This window comes from Phormidium sp. CCY1219, from assembly GCF_035615515.1.
GTDB lineage: Bacteria > Cyanobacteriota > Cyanobacteriia > Cyanobacteriales > Laspinemataceae > CCY1219.
The window spans coordinates 1-24,608 of record NZ_JAJENT010000759.1 but is presented as its reverse complement, the minus strand read 5'-3'; the positions used below and the strand labels follow the sequence as shown (position 1 = coordinate 24,608).

Sequence of the window (24,608 nt, the reverse complement as noted above, 5' to 3'; positions counted from 1 at the left end):
CAAAGGCAAAAATTGTCCGCCTCTAACGCACCGAATCGTTCATTCAAACTCAGACAATAGCTCAATCGAATCCGGGATTATTCGCCTTCTGAATAAGCGCGCGCCCAGAAATTCCACTGTTGTGCCAACAACAACGACTTGCGCCACATTGCCATATATTGTGCCGATTCCGATTTAGTCATTTTTACCACAGCCGACATTAAATTATGACGGTCTTGGTCGGTTTGCCCTTTAATGTTTTTCCCCAACAATTGACCGAGCAAACAGCCCCAAACCGGCACGGTTCGTTCCCGGACTTTACCGCCTTGAGCGTTAGACTGATTGAGATATCCCACTGCAGAGAGCAAGCCAAAAACGCGCAAATGTTGGGACAGTCGCAACACGGCGTTTAAGTCTTCCTTATCCATCTTCGATTTGTTCGTTTCCTTGAGATAAGCTTGGATGTGGTCGTGAGCGGTTACGCTCATTTCTTCCGGTTTGACGCTGCGAGTAGACTGGGCATTGGTTGCAGAATGGTTGGCTGGAGTCATGGTATTTTTAGGGGATTGATTGACTGGGTTTTTGCTGGATTTTCCAGAGGATTTTTTCTGACGTTTTGGGGTCATAATTCAACTCTCGCTGATAAATTAAATTTCCGCGAATCCGGTAGATTTTTGTGAGGGAATTGCAGTAAGTTGGAGTGGGCGGTGAGAGTAGCGAAGTTTCCCTCGCTACTCTCATCAAAGATGAATGGGGTAGAGTCGGCTTGACTTCCCTTGGAGAAGAGATTGAAAGCCCGTTTTGCTCCCTATCCGCTCTGTCAGGTTGCCCCTGTTACCCCATTCAATGGCTCACAACTTATCCATCCACAGCAGTGGATTTTGGTGTGGGTTGGGAGAGAGCGCCTTGGGGGGCGTTGCCATTGGCAACCCAACTTTGCACCCAACCTCGGCCTACATTTGCCTGCCCGCCAACTTGCACCAAGCCTTGCAAAGCATCTAGCAACAACTCATGTTGGGGTTGAGAAATCGGATGATTGGGCAGCAAATTGTAGCCCCAGGCAAAATACAAAATCGTATCGCGGGGGATGCAAACATCAGTCCAAAAAACCTCTGCCGAACCGGCTTGATTTGCGCCGGTGGTATCGTCTTGGATTTTATTGCGAATTTGCGTCCACAAGGAGTGTTCCATCAACACTTGAAAGTCTGCATCGGGTAAGACGATACGATTGGCATTCCAGGTGGGTTGAACTGCACCGCTCAAGGAATCCGGCCAAGTTCCGGGGAGAGCGATCGCATTTTTTTGCTCGTCATTCAAGCGAGTGACTTGCAATTGAGCATCAGCCACCATATAAGTGCCAGGGCGGGTGCCCACCGGGACATCGGGGAAAGTCGCCCCGGGTTGGCGCGCAATCAAGGCACAATCGCGAATCAACGAGTGACAGCTAACCCAGGTAAACACATCGTTCCCATTCATCGACAGGGTTCGCATGGGCACCCACAGCAGGCGAGCATCGCCGAACCACACCTGATGCACTCCCATTTGTCCGCCATCGCTCAATTCTTTACCAAACAATGCATCAGCAGCTTCTTGATTTTGAGTGCTGACCTCGAAGCGCAAAGTGCCGCGCCAAGAGGAACCGGGAACGTAAGGGAAATTGGTATGCACTTCGCGAGCAATTTCCAAGATATTGCCCAGATTTCCTTCACCCCCGCAATGAATTGGGGCAAGGCTGTAAAGATATCCAATCCGAAAATCCGTCATCGTTATTCCTCGTATGAACTCCAAAGTAATTCCGAATATCCCAACTGGCGCAACCGTTGGGCTTTTTCATGGGCTTTGCCGCTACGAGTTGTGTCTTCGGCAAACAACAACTCGGGGGATTCGAGATAGTAAGCGCTACCGGGAGGTGCGGCAAACACCTGGGGAGCAGGAATGCTCGTCCCGGGATGGTCTTTGCTATCCCGAATCCGACCGCTAATCGGAATTGGTTTAGCAGTAGCTACGCTCACCAAACTGCCCACTTTTTGGCGCGGGTGACACTGGTGAGCCAGATGCCATTCCCAGGGCCATCCCCGACAGAGGGACTTGCCGTTATCGTGCTTGCGCTCAAACACGCCAGGGGTAACGAGATAGGCGACTTTGCGCCCCGCCGTGGCTCGTTGTTTCTCGGAGAATTCCGAGAGCTGTGCCCACTGGTGGTCCAAAACGGCGCAGCGCTGCACCAACACCCGATGACCTTCACCGCCCAAGGGGGCGACGCTTTCGGTGGGGAGTTCCCGATTCAGAGCGATCGCCAAACTCCACCCGGGCACCATGCGAATCGCATTCTCGATAAAGTAGCCATCGGCATCTTTCACTTGCCGAGAGCCATCTTGCAAGGCATTGTGCGATCGCGTCTCCACACTCCAGGGTTCCGGGGATTCCGTGGGTTCGCAGTAGCGCTCCTTTGCGGTTAACTCTTCCCCTTGCAGCAGTTTGCGCCAAGCGGCGGCGGATAAGTACAAGCGCTCGTGAGCGTTAGATTCAGGCTCACTCGGAGGCTTTTTCTCCAAGAGCAAGGGGGCGGGGCGGTTGCGATTCCACAGCAGTTGGCGATCGGGATGCCCCTCGGGAAGCCACGGGATGGGCAAGAGTTGAGACCCGCCGACATAATTCATCGGGGCGCTCAGATATAGCTGTTCGCCGCAACAGAAAAAAGGCCCTTTCAGGGTAAAGGTATCCGAAGTTTCTACTAGCGATCGCAAGGCCCCGGCGAGGGTGTGCCCGTTAGGGGGAAATACGCTCCCCGCCCACGCCCGTTCCCCGGGGGAAAAGGGCTTGGCATCGCGCAAGAGCAGCACGTCGAGGGGGGTGATTTTGTACCAAAACATTATCGTTCACCTCCTAGTTTGATATCGCGGTTGCGAAGGACGAATGCGGCGAGTTTCAGCCAGTTTTTGATTTCGCGATCGCGCTGGTTTTCCTCGGTGCTGAGATACAGCCGTTCGAGAAAGTCACTTAAGGCCATGCGGAAGTCATCGGCGAGGGATTGATTCCCCCGAAAGGCATCGCGACGGGAACAAAACGCAATCGTCCAAGGGGCGATCGCTGCCTGGGAGGGTGCCGGGTGCTGACTCCACAGAGTTGCCGCCTGTTCGAATAAGCCACTCTCTAGATGGGGCAAATTCAACAGCGATCGCCACCGACAGAAGGCATCAAACTTCGCCGTTGCAGTAAGGATATTGCCATTGCCATACATCACTCGCACCTGCACCGCATCTTTCAGCTCGCCTAGGGGGGTGCGATGGTCTTTCGCCCCCTCTTCTGCTTTCCAGAGGTTTTCTAGGGCAATGGCGAGGGGCACGGAATGATGGGCGATCGCAATCCCAAAGCTAATCGAGGCGCGAGACCCCATCGTAAACAAGGGCCGCTCCGCAAGATTGCTCGGTAACTCGCCGCCAGTCCAGCGCCAATAATCCCCCTGGTTCGCAAACTCGCCCTGGGGGTCCTCGGCACCTTTAAAGCATTGGCGAATATCCCACAACCAGCTATCCCATTCCCACAAGTTGGTATAAGCGAGAACGTCATCGCCGCCGCCATAAATCAGCCGTCCGGCATAGCGCGCTTCTGTCAGGTAGGGGGTCAACTGATTGGAAAAGTCGAGCAGGGCGCGACTCAGATGTTGATGGGTGGCCGGTCCCATGCGTTTTTTGCACTGGAGAAACTTATGCAGCGCCGAGCGGATTTCTGGGGAGAGGGTGTCGATTTTACTGGCGAGGTCCTCGGGAAGGTAATCGCGGTAGGGTTGCAGGGGTTCGCCTTTGAGCCAATTGCTCATCCCATCCCCATCGCCGGCAGCGAGAACGTACCAGTCGGTGGGATTGCTCCCTGGAGGAAACCACTGGGCGATCGCTTCGCGCAGTTGTTCCTGTTGGTCTTGAATCTTCTGTTTTTGTTCGGTTTTCGTGAAGACCTGCTCGGAATTTTCCGCTGATGGCTCGAAGGCTTCAATCGCCCACCCGGCATTGAGCGCGCGGGGATTCGGCCAGTGGGGGTGATTCTGCGCTACCCAAGGAATCCCCCACTGATTCGCTCCGGGGGTGTTATTGTCTTGCAGCCAGGGGAAGCTCTGGCGAATCGTCTCACAAATCTGCCGATACTCGCTCACCGCCTCCGGATGGGTCCGCAGCCAACCGGCAACCCCAGAGGTCAGGTCGGGGTAGTAGAGTTCTAGGCGAGTCTGGGGCCGGGTTAAAAGGGTGGGCAAAATTCGGTGCAATCCCCGTTTTAGCACTTCTGTGGCATTGAGTTCTTCGATTCCGTCAAACAGTCCCACTTGTCGCTGCCACTGCTTTTGGGTTTCCCCTTCTGTGACCCAATCGCTACCGCTGTGAACCACCGGGCCAATGCCGGAAATTGTGGAGCGCGGCCCAAATGCCGAGGGAATTTCCCAAGTGCGAGGCTTTTTTACCGACGCTAACCCATAGCGGGTGCGATCGAAAATGTTCGCCCACCAAGAGCCTACATTTAAGTTCGGCTGTCTGGCTTTATAGGATTGCGGGCGATCGGGGCGAGCCTCCCACGCTTTTTTAACCGCTGCTTCGTAAGTGCTACGGACAAATTCGGCTTCATCTGTAGTGAGCAGGTCTTCGGGGGGCCGGGCAAAGGCATTCTGCGCTTTTTCCCAAGATTGATATTTTTGCGGCTGGCGCGGCGAGTGGTGCAGTTTCGCATTGGCGTCGCCAATTGGCAAGGCGGTCCAATAGGTTTGCCACTGGGAGTCCAGCCAATCAGTCCAGGTATGCGGGTTCACAGAAGGCATCCAATGCAGTTGTTCCTGTAACTCGGATATCACCTGTTTCCCCACAGCTAGCCACTCTTGCCGTAAGGTTTGTTCCGCTTGCTGCATCGCGGCACTCACGGGGTTTTTGCGGTTCCCTGCATCGGGTGCTTCGGCCCCGTTGTTGGGTAAAATCGTTACCAATACGTTGGGGAAGCCGGCTGTGAGCAATTGCCGCTCGTTGGGAGCTTCTATCCAAGGGGCAAAGTGGGGATATTGTTTCAACAACCACAAGTCGATTAGCGGTTGGGCGTAAAGGCACGGATACAGCAGGGTGTCTGGGCCGTATTTCCAGGCGATCGCCCAAGCAACTTTGGCAGACAGATAGTGCAACAGCCACGACCCAGCCCAAAAATCGCGCATTTTGCGACTGGCTTTAATGAGTTCTTGCACCGGGGCAAAGCTGAAAATCCCTACATAAGGACGGGATTCAAAGTAATCTTTGCCTTTGCGCCCTCGCTTGTGCGGATAGGCACTGGCGTCGGGATAATATCCCGCTAACGCGCCGGCAAGGGCTGAGGTCATGGTGGTATGACTCCACACCGAAGCGTCGGGAATACGGGTGTCTGCAGGAAGTAAGGGTAAAGTCGGTTCGTTGGGAATGTCCGCTTCCCCGTTGAGGGCGCTAGCTAGGGCTACGGGATAGCATCGCCACAGCCACCAATACACTTGACGGGAATCGTCGCAGGTGCGAATCTGTTCCGGAATTAGGTTGGTTTCTATTTGGGTTAACCAATTACTCCGATTTTGACCCTGTTCGAGTAAGAATTGGTGCCATTGCTCTAGTTGCAAGGTCTGTTTGGCTCCGGATAGCAGGTGCCGGATTTCTAGCCCTCGGGTGTCATAGTTGATGGCGGTTTGGACGGGCAACCGACCTAAAGCAGCGCGATCGCTGGCGGCGGCGATTAGGTCGCACAAGCCAATGTGTTTCAGCCATTGGGTGCTGTACTCTGAGGCAGTATGGGATTTCGCTTTCGGGGAAATCCAATCTTCCATACAAGCAAGGGATTGCCATGCTCCCTCCCGGGCGCGCCCGCTGTTATCGTGCAACGCTTTCAGAGGAGGGTCGTGCAGCAATCCCCAGATTTTCGCTTGCCAAAATGGTGCGCTTGTCATAACTTTTGCTACTTTTCTCGGATGGACTGACAGCAGGTGCTGTCTCGGTTTCAGGCGATGGTCTTTTAGCGATCGGTGGTTGGCCGAAGTTTTATGCAGCCATCGCCTCGAGGTAGTTATCTGTGGTTGGCCGAACTTTTATGCAATTGGCCAGCGCTATGGGTGCCCAATTCGCCAGTTGCGCTGACTTGCATGGGTTCTTTCTCGAATCTATCAGTTTCTCCCTCCCTGGGGTTTCAAGGTAACGAGATTGATGAGAATCGTTACAAAAAGTTATGTGGAAGTTATCTACTCTGGTTTTTAACAAAAAATTAAGGATTTTATCACCCTGGTTGGGGTATATTAAGAACATGGCTCCTCCCACCGCACTCTCTCCGGAAAACCCTGGGGATCTCGCGATCTGCTGGCCGGGTCAAAATGTCCCCGCTTGGTTCCTCGATACGGACTACAACCGTCTGTGCTTCCACGTCAACCAAGCCTTAATTACAGAATATTTGGCAGTTAAAAATTTAGCACACAATCAAAAACAAGAAAGTATTCTTAGTCTAAGTGTCTAAAAGCGTCATGACTTACTCAGTTGGCGAGTTGGCGAACCAATTCAAACTTCACCATTTGAAAAAAAATTATCCAGTTTAATTCCTCAAGGCAAACAACTGAGTCAAGATTGTTTCGCACAAGAATATCGCGATAATTACGCAGATATATCAGGATATTATGAATCACCAGAGATTTCAGAACTAGCAGAACCAGCTCATTACAGTGAATTGCTTTATAACCTAATCAAATGGCAAAAACAGTGTTTGCACTTGTTGGGTAAACTCCCCCTGGAAAATACAGTATATTCTAATATTTTAGAAATTTTAACCCGAAAAAAAGACAAGAAAGGCAGAGAAATTTATTTGAAGGGAATTGATATACAAGAAGTCACTCTTACCTTAGAAGCAATACTGGACGATTTAAAAGATGGTATATTTGAAAACCTTTTTTTAGCGATAGAAGTACAATCCGTCCTGAATCATATAGATCGAGCCCAAGAATTGTTTGATGAAGACCAGTATATTTTAGCTGGATTGATTAGTTTATGTTCATTGGAAAGCTTGTTGACTGAACTTTGTCGAGAAAATCTAAAAGATGGAAGCATACCACAAAAAGGATTACAACATAAAAGTAATGTTTTAAAAGGTAAAGGAGTTATTAATAAAGAAACCCACAGACTTATTACAAGGTTGGTAAAAATCCGGAATTCTATTGCTCATGGAGATTCTAACTTAGTGTCTAAAGACCAAGTTCGAGAAGTCATTATTGAGGTTAAATCTATTGTTCGCAGCCAAATGCCTAATGACTAATTAACACTGTTGGCGATCGCCCTTATAAACTGTTAGCCTCCCAAAGAGCTTCCTCATTGTAAAGCGATCGATGCCCACCCTACAAGTCCGATCGCCCAACTCTCAAATATAAATCGTAAAAACACGCCATTGCTATACCCCTACGGAAAATATACACCTCCCAAGTCAGCCAAGGGCAATGCAGGTGGTTGGTTCTCGCGACAATTTAACCCACAGGTGGAGACCCCAGGAGGTCAAATTTTCCTCTAGGGTGGAAAAATCCGCAAAATCATCCCTTCTCTATCCCCATTCTCGTGACAGCTAAGGCTAAGATGAAAGGAAATCATTTGCCGTAGAAAAAAACCATCGCTTAACAACGATATGGCTGTCAATAACGCGCACATCAAACGCTTACTAGAAACCAAACAGTGTCAGGGAGGTATCCTCAATGACGCTTATCTGGGTCGGTTTAATCTGAGTAAAGCTGACCTCAGTGGAGCCAAATTGGTGTTTTCCAATCTCAACCAGGCGAATCTAACTCAGGCCAATTTATCCGGTGCAGACCTCAGTTTTGCCAATGTGGTGGCCGCAAATCTGACTAATGCGGATCTTAGTGGATTTGATGCCAAAGGGGTGAATCTGTTTGAGGCGAAGCTCAATGGTGCGGATCTCAGTGGCGCTGATTTGAGTTTTGCTAACTGCGTGAAGAGCAATTTCACCGATGCTAATCTCAGTGGGGCGGAGTTGAAAGGAGCCAATTTGATTGGCGCTCAACTGACGCGCGCCAACCTCAGTGGCGTCCACTTGGCGGGGGCGAATCTGGGAAATGCTCAACTCACTGAGGCCACCCTGGCGAATGCAGATCTCAAGGATGCCCGGTTGGTGGATGCGGACTTGGGGGATGCGAATCTGAATGGGGCTGATTTGAGAAACGCTAATTTGTTTAATGCGAATCTCAGTGGGGCGAATCTCAGTGGGGCAAATCTGGCCGGTGCCAATCTGGCTCATGCAAAGCTCGATGGGGCGATCGGTTTGTATGGCAATCCCGGGGTCATGCCGCACGATCGCGCTCCCGGTCAGTCGGGAATGGCATATATCACGTTTTCTCAACCGGGAACTTACCCCGGCGGCCCGAGCGGTTTGGCACTTCCTCGCCCGGGAATGCAGTAACCCGATCGCGCTCATCCCCTGGGCAGCTCGCCTCGACCGCATCGGCGCGATCGCTGCCCGCTACTTTTAGCCCAACATATCTCACGTAAAGTTAGCGAGCCACTGATTCCCGCAATCCTCACTTAACAGGTCAGGCGTCGCTGATTGTCAACTCGCAATTCTTTGTCCAATAACCAATGACCAATAACCAATGACCAAACGGTGGTGCTTGCTCGGCGATAGTCGAGTGTTTAATAACGAGTTTGAAAATCGCTAAATCCCTGCGGTTCTTGATAGTCCACCGATACATTTTGCACCACCGCCGAAGACGGACCTTGATGAGACCATTGAATCATTTTTTCTACCGCATTTTTGCTGCCCTCAAAAACAGCTTCGACGCGACCATCAGGGAGATTGCGAACCCAGCCGGTGACGCCATTTTGCTTAGCTTCATTCACGGTGCTAAAGCGAAAGCCCACACCTTGAACTTGACCCGAAATGAAAACCTGGGCGGCCACTTTCTCTGACATAACTATGGAATCCTCTTGCAAGCTTCACGAATCGGTGAGGGGGAGTTGAGTCATCCCCACCGCATCAAGAAAAGTAATCGAGAGTCTGGAATCCCCGTAACTTTAGTTCGGGGAGGAAAGACTCACGACGGTTTTAACCGTCGTGAGTTAAACAGTACAGAGTTTATTAGAGCGACGAATTAGTTTAATCTTCTTAGAAGAAAATTGCCCAATTCTTTTCCAATTGTGGTCGTAAACGCTAATATTTTTGGTCTTTGTATTAGTAAAACCTCCAACCCATCCGATGTATGTTTTCCCTGCTTTTTCAGCTAAAACTTTACCGCCATAACGAACATTAAAAGGAGTAATTGTCCCTCCTTTACGTTTGCGTATGCCGCCTTTTTCAGCATTATCAAAATGCAAAGCACGACGGAAGTAAGCGGGTCTAGTTGTTACTCGAAAAACGCAAGGAGTAATGTTAACCAACCCTTTCGGGTCCCAAGTATCGCAGTTTTTCCTGGGAGTCACTCCATAACGGACAAACTCGCTTGCAGCCAAAGCAATGCCATCTACTGCATGAGATTCGGGTACTTGAGCTTTTTTATCCTTAATTTTCTCCAATCCCAAATATCGGCGTATTTGACTGGTTCCGTTATTATTCTTTTGCCAGCCATAAACTGTCTTAACTGGGGCAATAGATTTGAGTTGTTCAACACAGTAGTTTGGCCCTAACATAACTGGAGAAAACCCTTGGCTCGAACGTGCCCCTTTTCTACCACTGGTTAAATCGACATCAGCTTTGACCAATTCGTAAACAATCTTGGTTCTAGGGAAAATATTGGATAGTTCAGTAATACCCCTGATTTCCATTTCTCTTGATGCCCGAATAGATGGAGCTAATTTACCTTTTTTTACGACGATTATCAAATCGCTTTTGTCGGTGGGCGCGTAGGCTAAAAGGCATTTTCCTGTTAATTCTTCTGCCTCGTCGCACCCGACGTTGCAATGCTCGGTTTCTGACATTTTTAATGACTTTGCCTTTTTTGATAACAGCAGAGCCAAGTCTTTCTTTAACGCGGTCGAAAGGCAAAACTAAATGGGCCGTATAAAGGGTGAATTTGCAAGACTGGACTGCAATTCCCGTATAGTTTTTGCCAGGGTCGCAGCCAACTGCTATTTTCTGAGTTTCGCGACCCGATGGTTCAGCTACCAGACGGACATAATACAAACCTGTATCGTTCCAGTGGGGAGTTGCTTTCCCCTCTTTGACCCAACGACGGGCCCGCTTCGGGTTTTGTCGGCATTGCCGGGGAACCATCGGGATTTTGTACTGGTACTCGTAACATAAGAGATAATCCTTGTTTTACAAGTTGTGTGTCCCTACGACCACCAAAAACGTTGTGTCCTGGAATAATCCAGTGCCTTCACCCAAGAAGGCCAACAGATAATCCGGGCTAGGGAAATACCCGGAAGTGTTATCGCTCGAGGGCTACAGGTCTAGCCAACTTTTAATTAGACGTTGGGTCGTCCAAGCTGCGTGGCTTCAGCCTGTAGAAGTTGACTCATTACCCGGGGGCAAGTCAAACAAAACCGTTGTCATGTAATAATCTGCCCAGTCTTTGCCGAAGGCTTTTTCTAGCACCCGACGAGTTTTATCATTTTTGCGTTGATTGGTGCAGTAGTGGCGCTGACCCGCGAGAATGTCCCCGGCGCGATCGGGCGTCGGCAAAGTTTGGGTAGCTTGCTGACAGTGAATTTTCAGATACGCGGCCACTCGGGACAGAAATCGAGCTTCTTCCGACTTGCCGTCGGGGCGAACGAACAGGCAAAACTGAGAAAAAATGTTGCCCCAAGGCGGGAGTTCCCGGGGATGAGAAAACTCAACGGTGGGCAAAGCACCCAGATTTTGCAGATAGGACGCGGGCAAAGCGCGATCGCGAACTGGAGACAGATCGGCGATCGCGGCACTAATCTGACCTCTTGCGCCCACCAAATCCGTGCCAAACATCGGCAAATCGTAGGTTGGATTTGGGAACATGACGCAGTGCAAAATATCGAGATTGTTGCCCACTTTCGCCAGTTCCAGATGCAGCTTGCGAAATTGCGGCGTTTGGTAGCAGCGATTTTCGATCCGCAGTTTTTCCCCCTCCAAGCGTCCTTCCACATAACCCAAATCAGAGGGAAGCGGATAAGGCGAGAGGTCTAAATTATCTTGCCAGACTTGCTCAATGCAATCGGCCAACTGGCGGATGAGGACATGTTGTTCGCTACGCAAGCAGGGAGTTGAAGTCAAAGACACAGTTTTTACCCGTCTGGAATGAAGCCTTACACAGATGAAGCGCATTTGAGCGCATCGTTACCATCATATAGGGTTGCGGGACTTCTCCAACCCAGAAGGAAGAATTAAGAATAATGAAGAAACAATGCATCTGCAAAGTTAGGGTAGTAGGGTGGGCAGTGCCCTGCCCACCCTACAGCTCAATTCTTCCTTCTCAATGGTTCGTTCAATTCGCCGACTTGCTGTATTCCGGGGAATCCACGGGTCGATCGCCATTGTCTGGACTGCGCGATTCTTCCACCGGTTGGCGCTGTTCGATCAGACGAATAGCGCGGCTGACACTTTCCGGGAGGATGACCACCAAACTGCCCGAGGGAGCGCCATCCAGAGCAGTTTCGATCGCCTCAGTTTCATCGAGCAGCATTTCAAACTGGCGATCGCGGTTCACCTCTTCAATGCCCTTAACGATTAAATCTGCCGCGTCACCGCGAGGGCGTCCGCGCGTATCGTCATCTTCCTTGACGATAATCTGGTCGAAGATATCCGCCGACAATTTACCCAACAGGATAAAATCTTCATCCCGGCGATCGCCAGGTCCGCCCACCACGCCGATGGTTTCCCCGGACCAATTGCGAACGAAAGCGCCGAGGGCCTGATAGCTAGCCGGATTGTGAGCGTAGTCCACCAGAGCATGATAGCTGCCCAAATTAAACAGATTCATGCGTCCCGGAGTTTGGGCCACCGAAGCTTGGAAAGTAGCCAACCCATCGCGAATCTCCTCAATTTCCACCCCATTGGCGAACGCCGCCAAACAAGCGGCCAGAGCGTTAGCGATCATAAACGGAGCCAGTCCGCCCATTGTCAGCGGCACATTCACCGCCTTTTCGATGCGTAGGGTCCAATCCCCGTGGATAATCGAGAGATAACCATTCTCGTAAACTGCTGCCAGACCGCCTTGGCGGGTGTGGTCGTGGATGAGTTCGCTATCGGGATTCATCGAGAAATAAGCCACTTTCGACTTCACCCGTTTAGCCATTGATGCCACCAACGGATCGTCAGCATTGAGGATAGCATAGCCTTCCGGTTGGACTGCTTCAGCCACCACACTTTTCAGGTTAGCCATTTGCTCGATGGTATCGATATCGCCGATACCGAGATGGTCTGCGGACACATTGAGGACCACCCCCACATCGCAGCGATCGAACGCCATACCCGATCGCAGGATGCCACCCCGGGCCGTTTCGAGCACTGCCACTTCCACACTGGGGTCTTTCAGAATCAGTTCTGCACTTTGCGGGCCGGTATTGTCGCCTTTTTCCACCAAGAAATTGCCGATATAGGTGCCATCGGTGGTGGTGTAGCCCACAGTTTTCTCAGTTTGCTTGTAGATATGAGCCAGCAGGCGGGTGGTGGTAGTTTTGCCATTAGTGCCCGTGACCGAGAGGATGGGAACGCGAGCCGGAGTATCCGGAGGGAAGAGCATGTCTAGGACGGGAGCCGCCACATTGCGCGGCAGACCCTGACTGGGGCAGACATGCATGCGGAATCCCGGAGCAGCATTCACTTCCACAATCGTGCCATCGTTTTCCCGCAGGGGTTTGGTGATATCTTCCGTTACCACATCGATGCCGCAAATGTCAAGGCCGATAATTTTAGCCACTCGTTCGGCCAGCCAGACATTTTCCGGGTGAATTTCATCGGTGCGATCGATAGCGATGCCGCCGGTGCTGAGGTTAGCGGTATCGCGCAGATACATGACTTCCCCGTCATCGAGGATAGTATCGAGGCTGCAGCCCTTGCGTTCTAGGCGCTGCAAGGTGGGGTTATCCACCACGATGCGGGTCAGGACATTATCGTGACCGTCCCCTCGGTTGGGATCGCGATTGGTGCGATCGATGAGTTCTTCAATCGTAGACTTACCATCCCCCACCACATGAGCCGGGACTCGTTCCGCCACGGCGATTAATTTGCCGTTGACCACCAGGAGGCGATGGTCGCGACCGCGATAGTAGCGTTCCACAATCACCGAGCGGGTTCTGGAAGCGGCGCTAGCGGCATCGTAGGCTTCTTCGGCGGCACTCCAAGAGTTGATATTGATGGTGATGCCCCGTCCGTGGTTGCCGTCGAGGGGTTTGATGACGATCGGATAGCCGCCCACATCGTCGATCGCATCTTCGAGTTCGTCCAGGTAATGGATGGTGCTGCCACGGGGCACCGGGACGCCTGCATCGCGCAGGGTTCTTTTCGTGCCTTCTTTGTCGCAGGCGAGTTCGACCCCTAAAATACTGCTGCTATCGGTGAGGGTGGCTTGGATGCGCTTTTGGTGGATGCCGAAGCCGAGCTGGATCATCGAGCGGGCACTGGAGTGAAACCAGGGAATGCCTCGGGTTTGTGCTTCTTTGACCAAGGCTTCCGTAGAAGGACCGAGGGCAGCTCTCGCCCACAAGTCTTTCAGGTCTTGCATGTCTTGGTCGATTTCCGACTCTGGATATCTGCCGGTATCCACAATGCTGCGACAGAGGCGTACTGCTGCCCGGGCGGCATAGCGACCCGCTTGTTCGTCCACGTACTCGAAGACCACCTGATAGATGCCCGGGGTGGAGGTTTCGCGGGTGCGACCAAAGCCAACCACCATCCCCGCGAGTTCTTGCAATTCGAGGGCCACATGTTCGATGACATGACCCATATAGGTTCCTTCTTCCACCCGAGCCAGGAACCCTCCCCTACAACCAGGGGAGCAGTGGTGTTCCACTAAACTGGGTAGCACTTCGGTGAGTCCTTCGTAGAAGCCGGGGATCTCGCTAGTTGGCTTATCGGCTAAGTCCTCTAAATCGAGACGCATATTGATGAGTTTATGGCGTCGAATACTCCAATAGTTAGGACCGCGTAATGTCTGGATTTTGAGTATTTTCATAGCTGTGCGCGAGGATGATGCTGTTTTGTTGGCTGCGATGGCGGCACTGCTTTTAGTTTCTGGCTTTTAAAAGCCGAAATACTGTTCGTAGTGAACAACTTGGTCGCGATCGCTTCGGAGTTCTAGAGGGTAAGAAAAAGCCGGAAGGTAGTCTGCTCGGGTGAAGCGCGAAGTGTCAGTTTTTTATTTTGGCCTTCGGATTTCCGCCGCGAGGGTTTTAGGGATTGAACTTCCGGCGAAGAAAAAGGGGGAGCGGTTCAGCCATTATTGGTGAAAGGCCCAGCTGGGTGAGGGGTTCGCTGACGCAATTCGTAGCGATCGCCGTGACACAAGACGTGGACGCGCAGGTTGTAAAGGCTCAGGGGATCGGTGGCTCCCACCTGGGGTTCGTTGGTGCCGAAGGCGTTACCCGGATCGATAATCGTCACCGTACCTTTGCCCATAATGTGAATGGTGCCATCGCCTTCAAAGAGGGCACAGGTATCTTCGTCAATGCCAATGCCGATGCGATCGCTATGGGAGGCGATCGCCGAGAGCAACCGCGCCATTCGGTTTCGGTTGTGAAAATGCTGATCCACGATCGCGTCGGGGATGATCCCCAGTCCGGTTGCCATATCCACCAATGACCGATTCGGCGACTCGCCGCTGCCTCCACCTGCAATCATATGATGTCCCATGACTGCCGCTCCCGCACTGGTGCCCGCGAGGACGATTTTCCCTTCGCGCACCTTCATCCGCACTTTTTCCATCAGGGGAGTGTCGGCAACTAAGGCACACAACCGGAGTTGATCCCCACCGGTCATAAACACGCCAGTACAATCTTCGAGGTACTCTTGCCACCGGGGGTCTTCTCCCTCGGATCTATCCCGGATGTCGAGCAACTCAATCGCCTTGGCACCCATTTCGTCGAATATTTTCCGGTATCTGTCCCCAATCGCCGATGGCTCTCGTGAGGCACAAGGAATGATGGCAATTCGCGCATCAGTCCCGCCGGCTCGCGTAAAAAACGTATGCAGGATTTCGCGTCCGTGAACTTTGTCTTCGGCTCCGCCAATCACCATTACAGTGCTTTTCAGCGGTTGGGGCGTCTGTTCTTGCTGGGATTGAGTTTCTAACTGTAGCATGGATGGTCTTGCTATTGGCCGTTAGTGATTGGATATCTGAGTCTTGTTAATCTGCGCTGCGGCTTTTGAGCTGATTGTCCCACTTTCCGCGATCGCTCCTGGGCGGCTCTCGACACCTATCGCATTTTGGTTGCGGAAAATTTTATTGTCTCACTATTTTCTCCCCTTGCGGCCACGGTATGGGTTCTCATCGAATGACTTGAGGTTTTCCGCCGCTTTCCCCTCCCCTACAGGTGGTTTGACCCCCTTTCTTAGGGCAAGGACGCACAGTGCTGGGGTTGAATGTTTGATAATTTAAACAAATCTTTAGGTTTCGCGCAAATTATCCTCGGTCATTTTTCTGGGTTGTTTGGATCCTTTTTCTGGGCGGGTTGGACAAGCACTCCACCCCATTCCTGGAGATTCTCCCGGGAACGATAGGCGCTGTGACGCAAGCTGGTTAAGCAGTTTGGGGGTTTTTAACCCGGGATTGAGCCGGCGTACTTATAATAGAAGATTGTGCGCGATCGCTTACTATCCCCGTGCGAATAGATATTATCACCTTATTCCCAGAATTTTTCACCACGCCGTTACAAACTTCACTGTTAGGCAAAGCTACGGCTAAAAAAATAGCCGCCGTTCATCTGGTCAACCCCCGCGACTTTGCCACGGACAAACATCGACGGGTGGATGACGAACCCTATGGCGGCGGTGTGGGCATGGTAATGAAGCCAGAACCCCTGTTTGCGGCGGTGGAGTCTTTGCCGGTTCTCGAACCGCGCGAGGTGATTCTGCTTACCCCCCAAGGAGAACCCCTCAATCAACAACTCTGCTGGCACCTCGCCACCCACTCCCAGCAATTGGTCTTGATTTGCGGCCATTATGAAGGGGTGGACGAACGGGTGATGCATTTAGTCACCCGGGAAGTCTCTGTGGGCGATTTCGTCCTCACTGGAGGCGAAATCCCCGCCCTGACTCTGGTGGATGCAGTGGTGCGTCTGTTACCGGGCACGGTGGGCAAACGGGAGTCCCTGATGGCAGAAAGTTTCGAGTCGGGATTGCTCGACTACCCCCACTACACCCGCCCCGCTCAATTCCGCGACTGGAAAGTTCCAGATGTCTTGCTCTCGGGCAATCACGCCAAAATCGCTCAGTGGCGTCGCGAACAGCAACTCCACCGCACCCGCGATCGCCGCCCGGACCTGCTTGAAGGTGGCGATCGACACCGCAATAGTGCGGATGACGAATAACCTCCCCATCGGCTATCACGGAGAAAACTAACCCTGCTTTTTAGCCATGCGAAAATTTCAACTCCTCTTCGCTACCTTCCTGTCATTCTTGCTCCTCAATGAACTCAAGATTGACTTCTCGGCCCGCGATACCCAACCTTGGCTCTCTTTTAACGCGATCGCTGAGGCTCGCAGAACTGGCGGGCGCACTCGTGGCGGCTCTTTTAATCGCTCGACTCCCTCGCGCCCCTCTCGCTCTAGCCCCTCTCGCTCTAGCCCCTCTCGCTCTAGCCCCTCTCGCTCTAACCCCTCTCGCTCTAACCCCTCTCGCTCCACTACCCCCTCTCGCTCCACTACCCCCTCTCGCTCCACCACTAGCCCCAGTAATTCCACCCCCAGCCAAACTACTCCCAGTCGCGGAAACACCGGGGGACGAGTTCGCGGCGGCTCGTTTGAGCGTCAACCCTCACCGGCACCAGCACCCGCCACTCCCACCAACACCAATCGAGGCACCACTTCTACTCCTACCACTCCCGCCTCTCAACCCTCTCGCGGATCCGGTAACAACACGATCGTCGTCCCGGTTCCCGTACCGATTCCCCAACCAGCCCCACAACCTACTTATCCGGCTCCTCGGTACGATGAGCGCCCCTATGAGGACTCCACGGAATCCGGACTCAAACCCGCCCCGGTGGTGCCTCCCAGTTCCGAAAGCGGCGTTTCTTCTCCCTCGGTAACGCAACCGGCAACCCAACCGGTGCAAACTGCCCCACAATCGGGCTATTCCTCCGCTCAAACTCGTTCTTCCGGCGGTTTCCCCTGGGGCTTTCTCCTGTTTTTATTAATCCTCGGCGGTGCCGTAGCGGCGGTATGGTATGCGATCTCGAAGCGCAATGCCAGCCCCAGTGCCGCCCAGGAACTCGAGAACGATATTGTCACCGTGAGTAAGTTGCAAGTGGCCCTCCTGGCATCGGCGCGCGATATCCAATCCGAACTCACGGATCTCAGTCTCAGCGCGGATCTAGACACTCCAGAGGGACTGGCAGAATTGTTGCAAGCCTCGGCTTTGGCTTTGTTGCGCCATCCGGACTACTGGACTCACCTGTATGCCAGTTCCGAAACGGTGAACTCTCGCGAGGAAGCCGCACGGGTGTTCGAACAAATCTCGGTTGCACAACGTAGCAAGTTTTCTGCCGAAACCCTGAGCAATGTGGGGGGTCGCGTTCGCTATGGCGACACGGGGGGCAATGACGAAGACAGCGACTCGGCTTATTATATTGTGGTGACTTTGGCGATCGCTACGGAAGACGATAAGCCCCTATTTGACCAGATCCATTCTGCAGAAGAACTTCAGCAGGTTTTACAGCAGGTGGCTGCCATTACCCCAGATTATCTCCTGGTGTTTGAGTTGCTCTGGAGTCCTCAAGATCCAAATGATAGTCTCAGTTATGACGATTTGTTAACCCACTACAGTGAAATGATTCAAATTGGTTAGTTATTGGTCATTGGTCATTGGTCATTGACTAATGACCCGATCGCAATCGTTCGTGTTTGGGAGGTTCGGCAAGGGTAAAGGGTTCGGTTTCTTTGGCGATCGCCTCGCGAATGTAGCGGGGTAAGTGCAGGGCACCCAACCATGAAATCCCATCGAATTCGCGTAATTGACCCGATATTTTTTCGGCGATCGCCCCATCGATGGTTGCTGGATCTCGATGTGGTTCGATGGGGCGATCGGCAGCTACAATAAATCCCCAATTCGCTAAAAAGCTCGGAATAAAATAGGTGTAAGATTCTACGTGAGGGAATAGAGATTTTACCGTATTCACCAACCGCGCGTGGATGGTAAGATAGCTGAAATCCACCGATCCAGCTTGCATGGTGAAGCAGCCTCCCGGCGCAAGCAAATTACGAAATTTTTGCAAATATTCTCGAGTAAATAACCGGAAAGAGGGACCATCTTCAATCGGATCTGACAGGTCAGAAATTATAACATCAAACCTCTCATCCGTATTTTCGACAAAGTGTATGGCATCTTCAATCCGTACCTCGCTGCGGCTATCTTCAAAAGAGTTTTGGTGCATTTCTGGCAAATATTGGCGACAAGCTTCTACCACTTCCCCATCAATATCGACCATTACCACGCTTTCCACACTGTTCCAGCGCAAGACTTCTCGCAAGGTTGCGCCTTCTCCTCCACCTAAAATTAACACTTTTGCTGGTTTTGCACAGGCTAAGAGCGCCGGATGCACCAAAAATTCGTGATAAAAGTGTTCGTCTACTGTAGACGCTTGATAGTCGCCATCGAGGAGCAACGATTTACCAAAAGAATCGCTTTCCACAATATGAAGTTGTTGGTAAGCGGTTTTTTGGACGAACAAAACCCGATTGATAGTATGGAAACAAATGTCCCGTTCGGTGAGGGGATTGCAAATCTGTAAAACCGCACTAAAATTGTTTTGATGCATGGAAACTTTTAACCGAGTGCTAAGGGGTGATTATGCCCGCAGGTTGACTATCAAAAAACTGTTATGCAATGCGATTGAGGCAGGTATCCTTACCGGGAATGCCACGGGAAATCACCTGTAGAGAATAATCGCTCGCCTGCAAGGTTTTTGCTAAAAAGTGACAGGCTTCTTTGGGTTTAGTGTTTTCCCCGCAGGTGAAAACATCTACCGCCGCATATCCAGATTCGGGCCAAGTATGAATTGAAATGTGGGATTCTGCCAGAAGAAGTAAGGCGGTAACGCCTTGGGGATCGAATTCGTGCAAAACTTCGTTTAATACTTTCGATCGCGCTACTTTTGCCGCTTCCCTCAGCGTCTTGGCGATCGCTTCCGCATTGTCGAGCAATTCGCCAGGACAATCGTACAGTTCTAAAATGCAGTGGGTGCCACCATAGGAGTGAGGCTTACCCCCTAACGGGCTAGATAGAAGTCGTACCAATTTACCAATACCCTCAGTGGGTCGATCGCAGCATTTTTCGTTTGTGCGTTCCCAATCTTAACAGAGCGATCGCTATTGGTCAAGACCCTACGCTCGCCGCCTCGCCCGGGGGTTTCGTGCTGCGATCGCCCCCTCACTCGGCGTTTTTCCCCTTTTGTGTCCCCTTGCAGGTGACATTGCATCGCGTCTTCTCCCCTAATTCTCCCCCTCGCCACCCTTCTATTTCCATCGGGATGCTAAAATATCAAAAAAACATCACCCTCCGATTTACTCCAAAATCTGGAGTGTATTGTCCTCCCTAACAGATAGCGAATTCAATTTTTTATTAATCCAAATTATGCCAAACAACGAACTCGAAAACGATATTGTCACCTTGACTAAACTCCAGGTAGCCCTAGGTGCGAGAGTGACTTCCATTCAATCAGAATTGTCAAATATAACGATTGCAGCGGATACGGAAACCAATGCGGGATTGTTTGACCTCTTGCACGAAGCCACCGAATGTTTGCTGAAGCATTCAGAACATTGGACTCATGTTTTAGGCCACTCGGAAACCTTCCCCAGCCGAGAAGCCGCGCAAATTGCCTTTGATAAATCCTCCCTGAAAGAACGGCGCAAATATAGTGCGGAAACCCTCAGTAATGTAGAAGGCAAAATCCAACAACAAGAAGTTTCGCCGGAAACCGAAGCGGGGGAAGCGGCGTATGTGGTGGTTACGGTGTTGGTGGGAACCGCTCACGATCGCCCATTATTTACCGCACCAATTGCCTCAGCAGCGGCATTAAAATCAGCGCTTAATACCCTGCGATCGATGTCCTCGGATTATCTGATGATACTGGAACTCCTGTGGACTCCGCAACTGGAAAGCGATACCCTAACCGAAGGGGAAATGGCATCAGACTATGCCGATTTGATTGCCATCTAAATCTTATGCCATAGGGCAGATAAGAAAGCATGCCAATTATTTTGCAGGTTGTGTAGAAATGGAGGTCTCGGAGCCGCGTTAACCCGCTCATGTTAGTTACATAAAATTTTGCAATAGTCAAGCATAAAAATGTGAGAATCTCGCTCCCTATTTTCCCAGGTAACGAGACCCTCACCCTGATGATGATTACTTCAATAAAGCCGAGATATGAGTGTGTCTTTAGCCGACAACTTACGATTTATTTTTATGTAGAAATGCCCAAGTTTGGTTGCCAACTTTGCCATCAACCAAAACGTGAGCTTCGGGAAATTGCTGGTTCATCTCGGATTGAAATTGTTTGACGGCTGTTTCTGTTTCTTCATCATAGAGACCATCGACTCCAGATGAGCCTAAATCGTAGCCCATTTGATTTAAAATCTGCTGCATTTGTTTGACAGATTCACCGCGATCGCCTCGTTCTAATACGGGATTATCAGACATATGTTTTTTCTCCATCTTCTGCAATATTGTTGAGCGGTCAATTCTTCCCCTCCCTGACTTTGCCAGGGAGTGGAGATGCAGACGGAACAATGTGGAAAAAGCGCTGCCTAAGCACTGGTTCCAAACCGCTGCAGATTGACTGTCACGGTTAGTGTAACCTTCTGTCTTTCTGGAGTTAAACTATCGAAAGGAGTATTTTTGGCCAGCAAATGGCTGAAGCCCTATAATTAGCTTCGGGAAGGGGGAGAAAATTCTGGCAACTAGAAGTGGCGGTGGGCCAGAAAGCGCCTCCTGCACCTAGGCGGGGGAATTTTAATGCAATGGTTTGACAGTGGCATTGCACGGGAGGGGGGCAACCCAGAACTGCCAAAAATTTTAGCCGCCACTACCGGTGGTTTTTGCACCGGTCAGTAGAGGCGACCCTATGGGAGACGCGCGCCCCGGTTACAGGATGGGAATCCGCATGCCTTCTCGGGCCAAGAAACCGCCAGGGAATGCAGTTTTGACTTGAGATTCTACATCTAAGAGAAAATTATCGTCGTGCGCGGGATCGTGATGAAAAATTGCCAGTTGTTTGACCCCTACAGCTTTTGCCACTTTGACTGCTTCCTGCCAAGTGGAGTGACCCCATCCCATTTTCGGCGTTTTTGGGTGATAGTATTCTTCGTCGGTATAGGTGGCATCGTAAATCAACAGGTCGGCATTGCGCGCCAGTTGCAGTACGTTGTCATCCAGGCGATCGGGGAAATGTTCGGTGTCGGTACAATAGACGGCGGTGCCTCCGCGCCAGGAAACGCGATAGCCGATCGCTTCACTGGGATGGTTCAGGTGCGCGGTTTCGATGGTAATATCATCCACTGCGATCGCATCCCCCGGTTTCAGGTCGTAAAATTTCAAATTCGAGCGCATCCCCTGTAACGGAATTGGAAAATTGGGATGCAGCATCTGATCGGAGAGACGCTGTTTCATGGTAGAACCATCCGGGGCAATGGCTCCGTACAGGTGAAAGCAGTTGCCCGGGATAAAGGCGGGCACGAAAAAGGGAAATCCTTGGATGTGGTCCCAGTGGGAATGGGTAAAAAACAGGTAGGCTTCCACGGGCATCTCGGGGAGCAAACTTTTTCCGAGTAACCGCAAGCCGGTACCGCCATCGAAAATCAGGCGTTTGCCTGCAACTCGCATTTCCACGCAAGACGTATTACCGCCGTAGTGAACTGTTTCTTTTCCTGGGGTGGCGATGCTGCCTCGCACCCCCCAGAAATTGACAACAAATTCAGAATCAGGTGGGGTTTCCATAGTGGCTATCCAATGGGAGGGGTTTGGACTCGGCATCTAGGGGGTGGACAAGGGCTGGGGGGAGTGAGTGTTGTTGCTGTGATTCTCGGGCTGGATTTCTAACTGATGGTTGAATTCATCCACGAAAACCACCGTGGGCGAGTAGGTTTTCACTTCTTCAGGGGTGAATTGTCCGTAAGTCATAATAATCAGGCGATCGCCTGTGACTCCCTTGCGCGCGGCGGCACCATTGAGTTCGATCGCGCCGGACCCGGCAGGGGCTTCGATCGCATAGGTAATGAATCGCTCACCATTTGATTTATTGACAACTTGCACTTGCTCGTAGGGCAAGATACCTGCCGCCTCTAATAACTTTCGATCGATGCTGATGCTACCCACATAATTCAAATTAGCACTGGTTAGGGTGCAGTTGTGGATTTTTGCCAAAAGGAGAGTACGCTGCATGATGTGGAGATGTATTGAAAAGTTTGGCGGATTGCTCCCCTTTTTTATTAAGGGAGAAATGAACGACAGCTTTTATTGTGTAAAGCTTGCTAATTTCTTGGCCTCCTATCGGTCGGAGTCGAGTTCGGTTACAACTGTTACCGACATCCTCGGGACCTTTGCCCTGCAACGAAGTTCTTTTCCCACGCTTGCAGTTAAACCACTGGCCCGGGTTTCGAGCAGGGGCTAGTTATAAATTTTAACCGTTCTGACGTCACAACCGCTTGTCCAAAACAAAAATTTTCCTTCTCAAATCTTTCATATGAATGATTTTAGCCACCCTCACCCCCTGGCTTCAACTTTTCCGGGCCATAGCAACTGGAAAATCCTCCCCTCGTTTCCCGCTGCTGAAACTCCCTTTCCCGATTTGGCGGCGATCGCTCTGGGGAGGGCTTGTCTTCGCTTTTATTCATTTAATTTGCATAGTTTTTCCCATTTTTGCGATTTTCTCTGCCGAGGTATTCCTCATCTTATAGCCGCTCTTTTTTGGAAAATACTGGTGCGAGTGAGAGCGCAACCACCGTCGTGGGTTTTGCCTCTCTCACCCCCTTGAAGTTGACAAATCAAGGGGATTTTTCATTCGGGGTGACGCAAGGTGGCGCTTTGGGATTTTCCGACACTAGAAAGCAAGGGCAAAAATTTCCATACCTGATTCGGGGGAAACCGCGAGCGAGGTCATTATTAGTGACTTAATCAGTTATGCAAATTAAGTGAATTAACGTTTAAATTAATTGTGGCGGCGGGACAATGTTTTCTCTTGGGAGTCCGCCGCCTGCGCGAAGGGTTGGGGAGGCTGTTTTAGGGCGATCGCTTAGCTTCTACCGTATTCCTTCCCGGCTTTCACGCATTTTTCCACCAAGGGCATCACTTCGTGGATATCTTTCCAACCGAGCATTTCGGTTTTCTTGTTTTCCAAGTTTTTGTAGGTATTAAAAAATTCGGAAATTTCGTCTAAGCGATGTTGGGCGATATCTTTGAGAGATTTCACGTTGGCATAACGCGGATCTTTATCGGGAACGCACAGAATTTTTTCGTCGCGTTCTCCGGTATCGATCATTTCTAGCAATCCGATGGGACGGGCGGTAATTACGCATCCGGGAAACGTCGGTTGATCCATAATGACCATTCCATCGAGGGGGTCTCCATCCTCGGCTAGGGTATTTGGAACGAACCCGTAATCGTAGGGATAGTAAACTGCAGAATAAAGAACCCGGTCTAATGCAAACGCTTGCAAGTCCTTATCGTACTCATATTTATTTCTGCTCCCGGCTTGAATTTCAATCAAAACGTTGAGCAAGCCCGGTTTCGGTTGGGCAGGAATTTGCGATAAATCCACAACTAACTCCAATGCAGAACGAATGTAGCATTCCCCTCTGCTGAGGGGAAAGAAGCCGTTTTTTGGTCAGTTTCGAGTGACCGTGACAGCAGCACCACCACCGTGGATGGTTCTGCAACGGCATTCCGTCAGCCATCGTACCAGAAACAGTGGCTTCCCAAACAGCTTTTTCGTTTTGGTTCGTTTTTACCCACACCGATCCACCCCCTTGCCCGAGAGGTTGCCCGTCATCGCCCTGGTTGAGCGCGATCGGCGACACAGTAGTAAGCGGGGGAGGGATAAGGAAAGGCAAATGATGGATGAGCAAGCAAAAAAATCTTTGCGTCCTCGAATTTTCAAGAAAAATTTAAGGTTTTGTCGTGTTATGCTGCGATCGCGCGAGGGCTATTTTGGCAAGCGGTTGGGTGCAGCCACAGGGAGGGCTGTGACATTCGATTGGCGATCGCGCAGATAAATCTTGCCCGATAATTGGCCTGCAGGATCGCTCTCCCTCACGAGGGGGACGTAACAGAGCGCTAACATCCGCCCAGGGCGATGCGGGAGTCCCTTGCCCGAGGGAAATGAAACTGACAAGCTTGACAAAACCCAGCCATGACCCGAGAGGGAAAGTGACTGGCAATCCCGGCTTAAAGGGATGGGAGTGGAATCATCAGAAATTAGGGTTGGTAAGGGGGAGAACGGAAACCCTCGTCATTTATGCGTAGGGAGGAGTTCTCCCCCC

At 51.2% G+C, this 24,608-nt stretch carries 22 protein-coding genes and 1 pseudogene; 6 read left to right on the top strand and 17 right to left on the bottom strand.

All coding sequences use genetic code 11. The annotated features are described in order from the left end of the window. Positions 1-77 precede the first annotated feature (77 nt). The 4 genes from LKK83_RS23025 to LKK83_RS23010 all read right to left on the bottom strand — a co-directional run bounded on the left by LKK83_RS23025 (position 78) and on the right by LKK83_RS23010 (position 5,917). Complete coding sequence (locus tag LKK83_RS23025; protein WP_324633724.1) at positions 78-605, bottom strand: hypothetical protein; 528 nt, start codon at positions 603-605, stop codon at positions 78-80. 232 nt (positions 606-837) lie between these two features. Beyond that, positions 838-1,743 carry an RAMP superfamily CRISPR-associated protein gene (locus tag LKK83_RS23020; protein ID WP_324633723.1) on the bottom strand — a complete coding sequence of 302 codons (906 nt, stop codon included), beginning with the start codon at positions 1,741-1,743 and terminating at the stop codon, positions 838-840. A gap of 2 nt (positions 1,744-1,745) precedes the next feature. Next, positions 1,746-2,852 (bottom strand): type III-B CRISPR module-associated Cmr3 family protein, encoded by a 1,107-nt coding sequence (locus LKK83_RS23015; protein ID WP_324633722.1) that lies wholly within the window; start codon positions 2,850-2,852, stop codon positions 1,746-1,748. Continuing rightward, positions 2,852-5,917, bottom strand: a complete 3,066-nt coding sequence (locus LKK83_RS23010) for a type III-B CRISPR-associated protein Cas10/Cmr2 (protein WP_324633721.1) — start codon at positions 5,915-5,917, stop codon at positions 2,852-2,854. The genes LKK83_RS23015 and LKK83_RS23010 overlap by 1 nt, the downstream gene beginning before the upstream one ends. A 350-nt stretch (positions 5,918-6,267) precedes the next feature. Here LKK83_RS23010 and LKK83_RS23005 point away from each other — a divergent pair, with 350 nt between their 5' ends. From LKK83_RS23005 to LKK83_RS22995, 3 genes are all read left to right on the top strand, one after another. Continuing rightward, positions 6,268-6,474: a hypothetical protein gene (locus LKK83_RS23005; protein ID WP_324633720.1), complete on the top strand. Its 207-nt coding sequence runs from the start codon at positions 6,268-6,270 to the stop codon at positions 6,472-6,474. A gap of 207 nt (positions 6,475-6,681) precedes the next feature. After that, the gene (locus LKK83_RS23000; protein ID WP_324633719.1) at positions 6,682-7,263 is read left to right on the top strand and encodes a hypothetical protein; all 582 of its coding nucleotides are present in this window, start codon (positions 6,682-6,684) and stop codon (positions 7,261-7,263) included. Positions 7,264-7,623: 360 nt separating this feature from the next. Next, positions 7,624-8,412, top strand: coding sequence for a pentapeptide repeat-containing protein (locus tag LKK83_RS22995; protein ID WP_324633718.1), 789 nt, complete (start codon positions 7,624-7,626; stop codon positions 8,410-8,412). A gap of 230 nt (positions 8,413-8,642) precedes the next feature. On the opposite strand, the gene LKK83_RS22990 is transcribed toward LKK83_RS22995, so the two are convergent. From LKK83_RS22990 to LKK83_RS22970, 5 genes and pseudogenes are all read right to left on the bottom strand, one after another. Then, entirely contained in the window at positions 8,643-8,921 is a 279-nt protein-coding gene (locus tag LKK83_RS22990) for an acylphosphatase (RefSeq protein ID WP_324633717.1), read from the bottom strand. 147 nt (positions 8,922-9,068) lie between these two features. Then, a pseudogene (locus tag LKK83_RS22985) lies at positions 9,069-10,218 on the bottom strand (RRXRR domain-containing protein). Positions 10,219-10,443: 225 nt separating this feature from the next. Then, positions 10,444-11,199, bottom strand: coding sequence for a phycocyanobilin:ferredoxin oxidoreductase (locus LKK83_RS22980; protein WP_324633716.1), 756 nt, complete (start codon positions 11,197-11,199; stop codon positions 10,444-10,446). Positions 11,200-11,404: 205 nt separating this feature from the next. Next, a complete protein-coding gene (cphA, locus tag LKK83_RS22975) occupies positions 11,405-14,092 on the bottom strand; it encodes a cyanophycin synthetase (protein ID WP_324633715.1) in 2,688 nt (895 codons plus the stop codon). A gap of 257 nt (positions 14,093-14,349) precedes the next feature. Beyond that, entirely contained in the window at positions 14,350-15,216 is an 867-nt protein-coding gene (locus LKK83_RS22970; protein WP_324633714.1) for a cyanophycinase, read from the bottom strand. 521 nt (positions 15,217-15,737) lie between these two features. On the opposite strand from LKK83_RS22970, the gene trmD reads away from it, so the two are divergent. Both trmD and LKK83_RS22960 read left to right on the top strand, forming a co-directional pair. Continuing rightward, a complete protein-coding gene (gene trmD, locus LKK83_RS22965; RefSeq protein WP_324633713.1) occupies positions 15,738-16,445 on the top strand; it encodes a tRNA (guanosine(37)-N1)-methyltransferase TrmD in 708 nt (235 codons plus the stop codon). A 46-nt stretch (positions 16,446-16,491) separates the two neighbouring features. Then, positions 16,492-17,919 carry a DUF1517 domain-containing protein gene (locus tag LKK83_RS22960; protein WP_324633712.1) on the top strand — a complete coding sequence of 476 codons (1,428 nt, stop codon included), beginning with the start codon at positions 16,492-16,494 and terminating at the stop codon, positions 17,917-17,919. A 28-nt stretch (positions 17,920-17,947) separates the two neighbouring features. On the opposite strand, the gene LKK83_RS22955 is transcribed toward LKK83_RS22960, so the two are convergent. The 3 genes from LKK83_RS22955 to LKK83_RS22945 all read right to left on the bottom strand — a co-directional run bounded on the left by LKK83_RS22955 (position 17,948) and on the right by LKK83_RS22945 (position 19,549). Beyond that, positions 17,948-18,889: a fused MFS/spermidine synthase gene (locus LKK83_RS22955; protein ID WP_324633711.1), complete on the bottom strand. Its 942-nt coding sequence runs from the start codon at positions 18,887-18,889 to the stop codon at positions 17,948-17,950. Between the two features lie 61 nt (positions 18,890-18,950). Beyond that, positions 18,951-19,367, bottom strand: coding sequence for an adenosylmethionine decarboxylase (gene speD, locus LKK83_RS22950; protein WP_324633710.1), 417 nt, complete (start codon positions 19,365-19,367; stop codon positions 18,951-18,953). Then, positions 19,340-19,549, bottom strand: coding sequence for a hypothetical protein (locus LKK83_RS22945; RefSeq protein WP_324633709.1), 210 nt, complete (start codon positions 19,547-19,549; stop codon positions 19,340-19,342). The genes speD and LKK83_RS22945 overlap by 28 nt, the downstream gene beginning before the upstream one ends. 155 nt (positions 19,550-19,704) lie before the next feature. Between LKK83_RS22945 and LKK83_RS22940 the strand changes: the two genes are divergently transcribed. Then, the gene (locus tag LKK83_RS22940) at positions 19,705-20,292 is read left to right on the top strand and encodes a DUF1517 domain-containing protein (RefSeq protein WP_324633708.1); all 588 of its coding nucleotides are present in this window, start codon (positions 19,705-19,707) and stop codon (positions 20,290-20,292) included. Between the two features lie 231 nt (positions 20,293-20,523). On the opposite strand, the gene LKK83_RS22935 is transcribed toward LKK83_RS22940, so the two are convergent. From LKK83_RS22935 to LKK83_RS22915, 5 genes are all read right to left on the bottom strand, one after another. After that, complete coding sequence (locus LKK83_RS22935; protein WP_324633707.1) at positions 20,524-20,772, bottom strand: peptidoglycan-binding domain-containing protein; 249 nt, start codon at positions 20,770-20,772, stop codon at positions 20,524-20,526. Between the two features lie 444 nt (positions 20,773-21,216). Then, positions 21,217-22,068 carry an MBL fold metallo-hydrolase gene (locus LKK83_RS22930; protein WP_324633705.1) on the bottom strand — a complete coding sequence of 284 codons (852 nt, stop codon included), beginning with the start codon at positions 22,066-22,068 and terminating at the stop codon, positions 21,217-21,219. Between the two features lie 36 nt (positions 22,069-22,104). Further along, complete coding sequence (gene panD / locus LKK83_RS22925) at positions 22,105-22,512, bottom strand: aspartate 1-decarboxylase (protein ID WP_324633704.1); 408 nt, start codon at positions 22,510-22,512, stop codon at positions 22,105-22,107. A 311-nt stretch (positions 22,513-22,823) separates the two neighbouring features. Further along, a complete protein-coding gene (locus LKK83_RS22920; RefSeq protein ID WP_324633703.1) occupies positions 22,824-22,964 on the bottom strand; it encodes a hypothetical protein in 141 nt (46 codons plus the stop codon). 398 nt (positions 22,965-23,362) lie between these two features. Next, positions 23,363-23,887, bottom strand: coding sequence for an inorganic diphosphatase (locus LKK83_RS22915; protein WP_324633702.1), 525 nt, complete (start codon positions 23,885-23,887; stop codon positions 23,363-23,365). Positions 23,888-24,608: the final 721 nt, after the last annotated feature.

What these genes read in the sequence shown, in the direction of transcription:
- LKK83_RS22945 (WP_324633709.1), bottom strand. Translation starts at nt 19,549, where the DNA reads ATGCAATGTCACCTGCAAGGGGACACAAAAGGGGAAAAACGCCGAGTG.
- LKK83_RS22920 (WP_324633703.1), bottom strand. Translation starts at nt 22,964, where the DNA reads ATGAATAAAAGCGAAGACAAGCCCTCCCCAGAGCGATCGCCGCCAAAT.
- LKK83_RS23025 (WP_324633724.1), bottom strand. Translation starts at nt 605, where the DNA reads ATGACCCCAAAACGTCAGAAAAAATCCTCTGGAAAATCCAGCAAAAAC.
- LKK83_RS22955 (WP_324633711.1), bottom strand. Translation starts at nt 18,889, where the DNA reads ATGCATCAAAACAATTTTAGTGCGGTTTTACAGATTTGCAATCCCCTC.
- LKK83_RS23015 (WP_324633722.1), bottom strand. Translation starts at nt 2,852, where the DNA reads ATGTTTTGGTACAAAATCACCCCCCTCGACGTGCTGCTCTTGCGCGAT.
- LKK83_RS22930 (WP_324633705.1), bottom strand. Translation starts at nt 22,068, where the DNA reads ATGGAAACCCCACCTGATTCTGAATTTGTTGTCAATTTCTGGGGGGTG.
- panD (WP_324633704.1), bottom strand. Translation starts at nt 22,512, where the DNA reads ATGCAGCGTACTCTCCTTTTGGCAAAAATCCACAACTGCACCCTAACC.
- LKK83_RS22960 (WP_324633712.1), top strand. Translation starts at nt 16,492, where the DNA reads ATGCGAAAATTTCAACTCCTCTTCGCTACCTTCCTGTCATTCTTGCTC.
- LKK83_RS23005 (WP_324633720.1), top strand. Translation starts at nt 6,268, where the DNA reads ATGGCTCCTCCCACCGCACTCTCTCCGGAAAACCCTGGGGATCTCGCG.
- LKK83_RS22995 (WP_324633718.1), top strand. Translation starts at nt 7,624, where the DNA reads ATGGCTGTCAATAACGCGCACATCAAACGCTTACTAGAAACCAAACAG.
- LKK83_RS22935 (WP_324633707.1), bottom strand. Translation starts at nt 20,772, where the DNA reads ATGTCTGATAATCCCGTATTAGAACGAGGCGATCGCGGTGAATCTGTC.
- LKK83_RS22970 (WP_324633714.1), bottom strand. Translation starts at nt 15,216, where the DNA reads ATGCTACAGTTAGAAACTCAATCCCAGCAAGAACAGACGCCCCAACCG.
- LKK83_RS22940 (WP_324633708.1), top strand. Translation starts at nt 19,705, where the DNA reads ATGCCAAACAACGAACTCGAAAACGATATTGTCACCTTGACTAAACTC.
- LKK83_RS23020 (WP_324633723.1), bottom strand. Translation starts at nt 1,743, where the DNA reads ATGACGGATTTTCGGATTGGATATCTTTACAGCCTTGCCCCAATTCAT.
- LKK83_RS22990 (WP_324633717.1), bottom strand. Translation starts at nt 8,921, where the DNA reads ATGTCAGAGAAAGTGGCCGCCCAGGTTTTCATTTCGGGTCAAGTTCAA.
- LKK83_RS23010 (WP_324633721.1), bottom strand. Translation starts at nt 5,917, where the DNA reads ATGACAAGCGCACCATTTTGGCAAGCGAAAATCTGGGGATTGCTGCAC.
- cphA (WP_324633715.1), bottom strand. Translation starts at nt 14,092, where the DNA reads ATGAAAATACTCAAAATCCAGACATTACGCGGTCCTAACTATTGGAGT.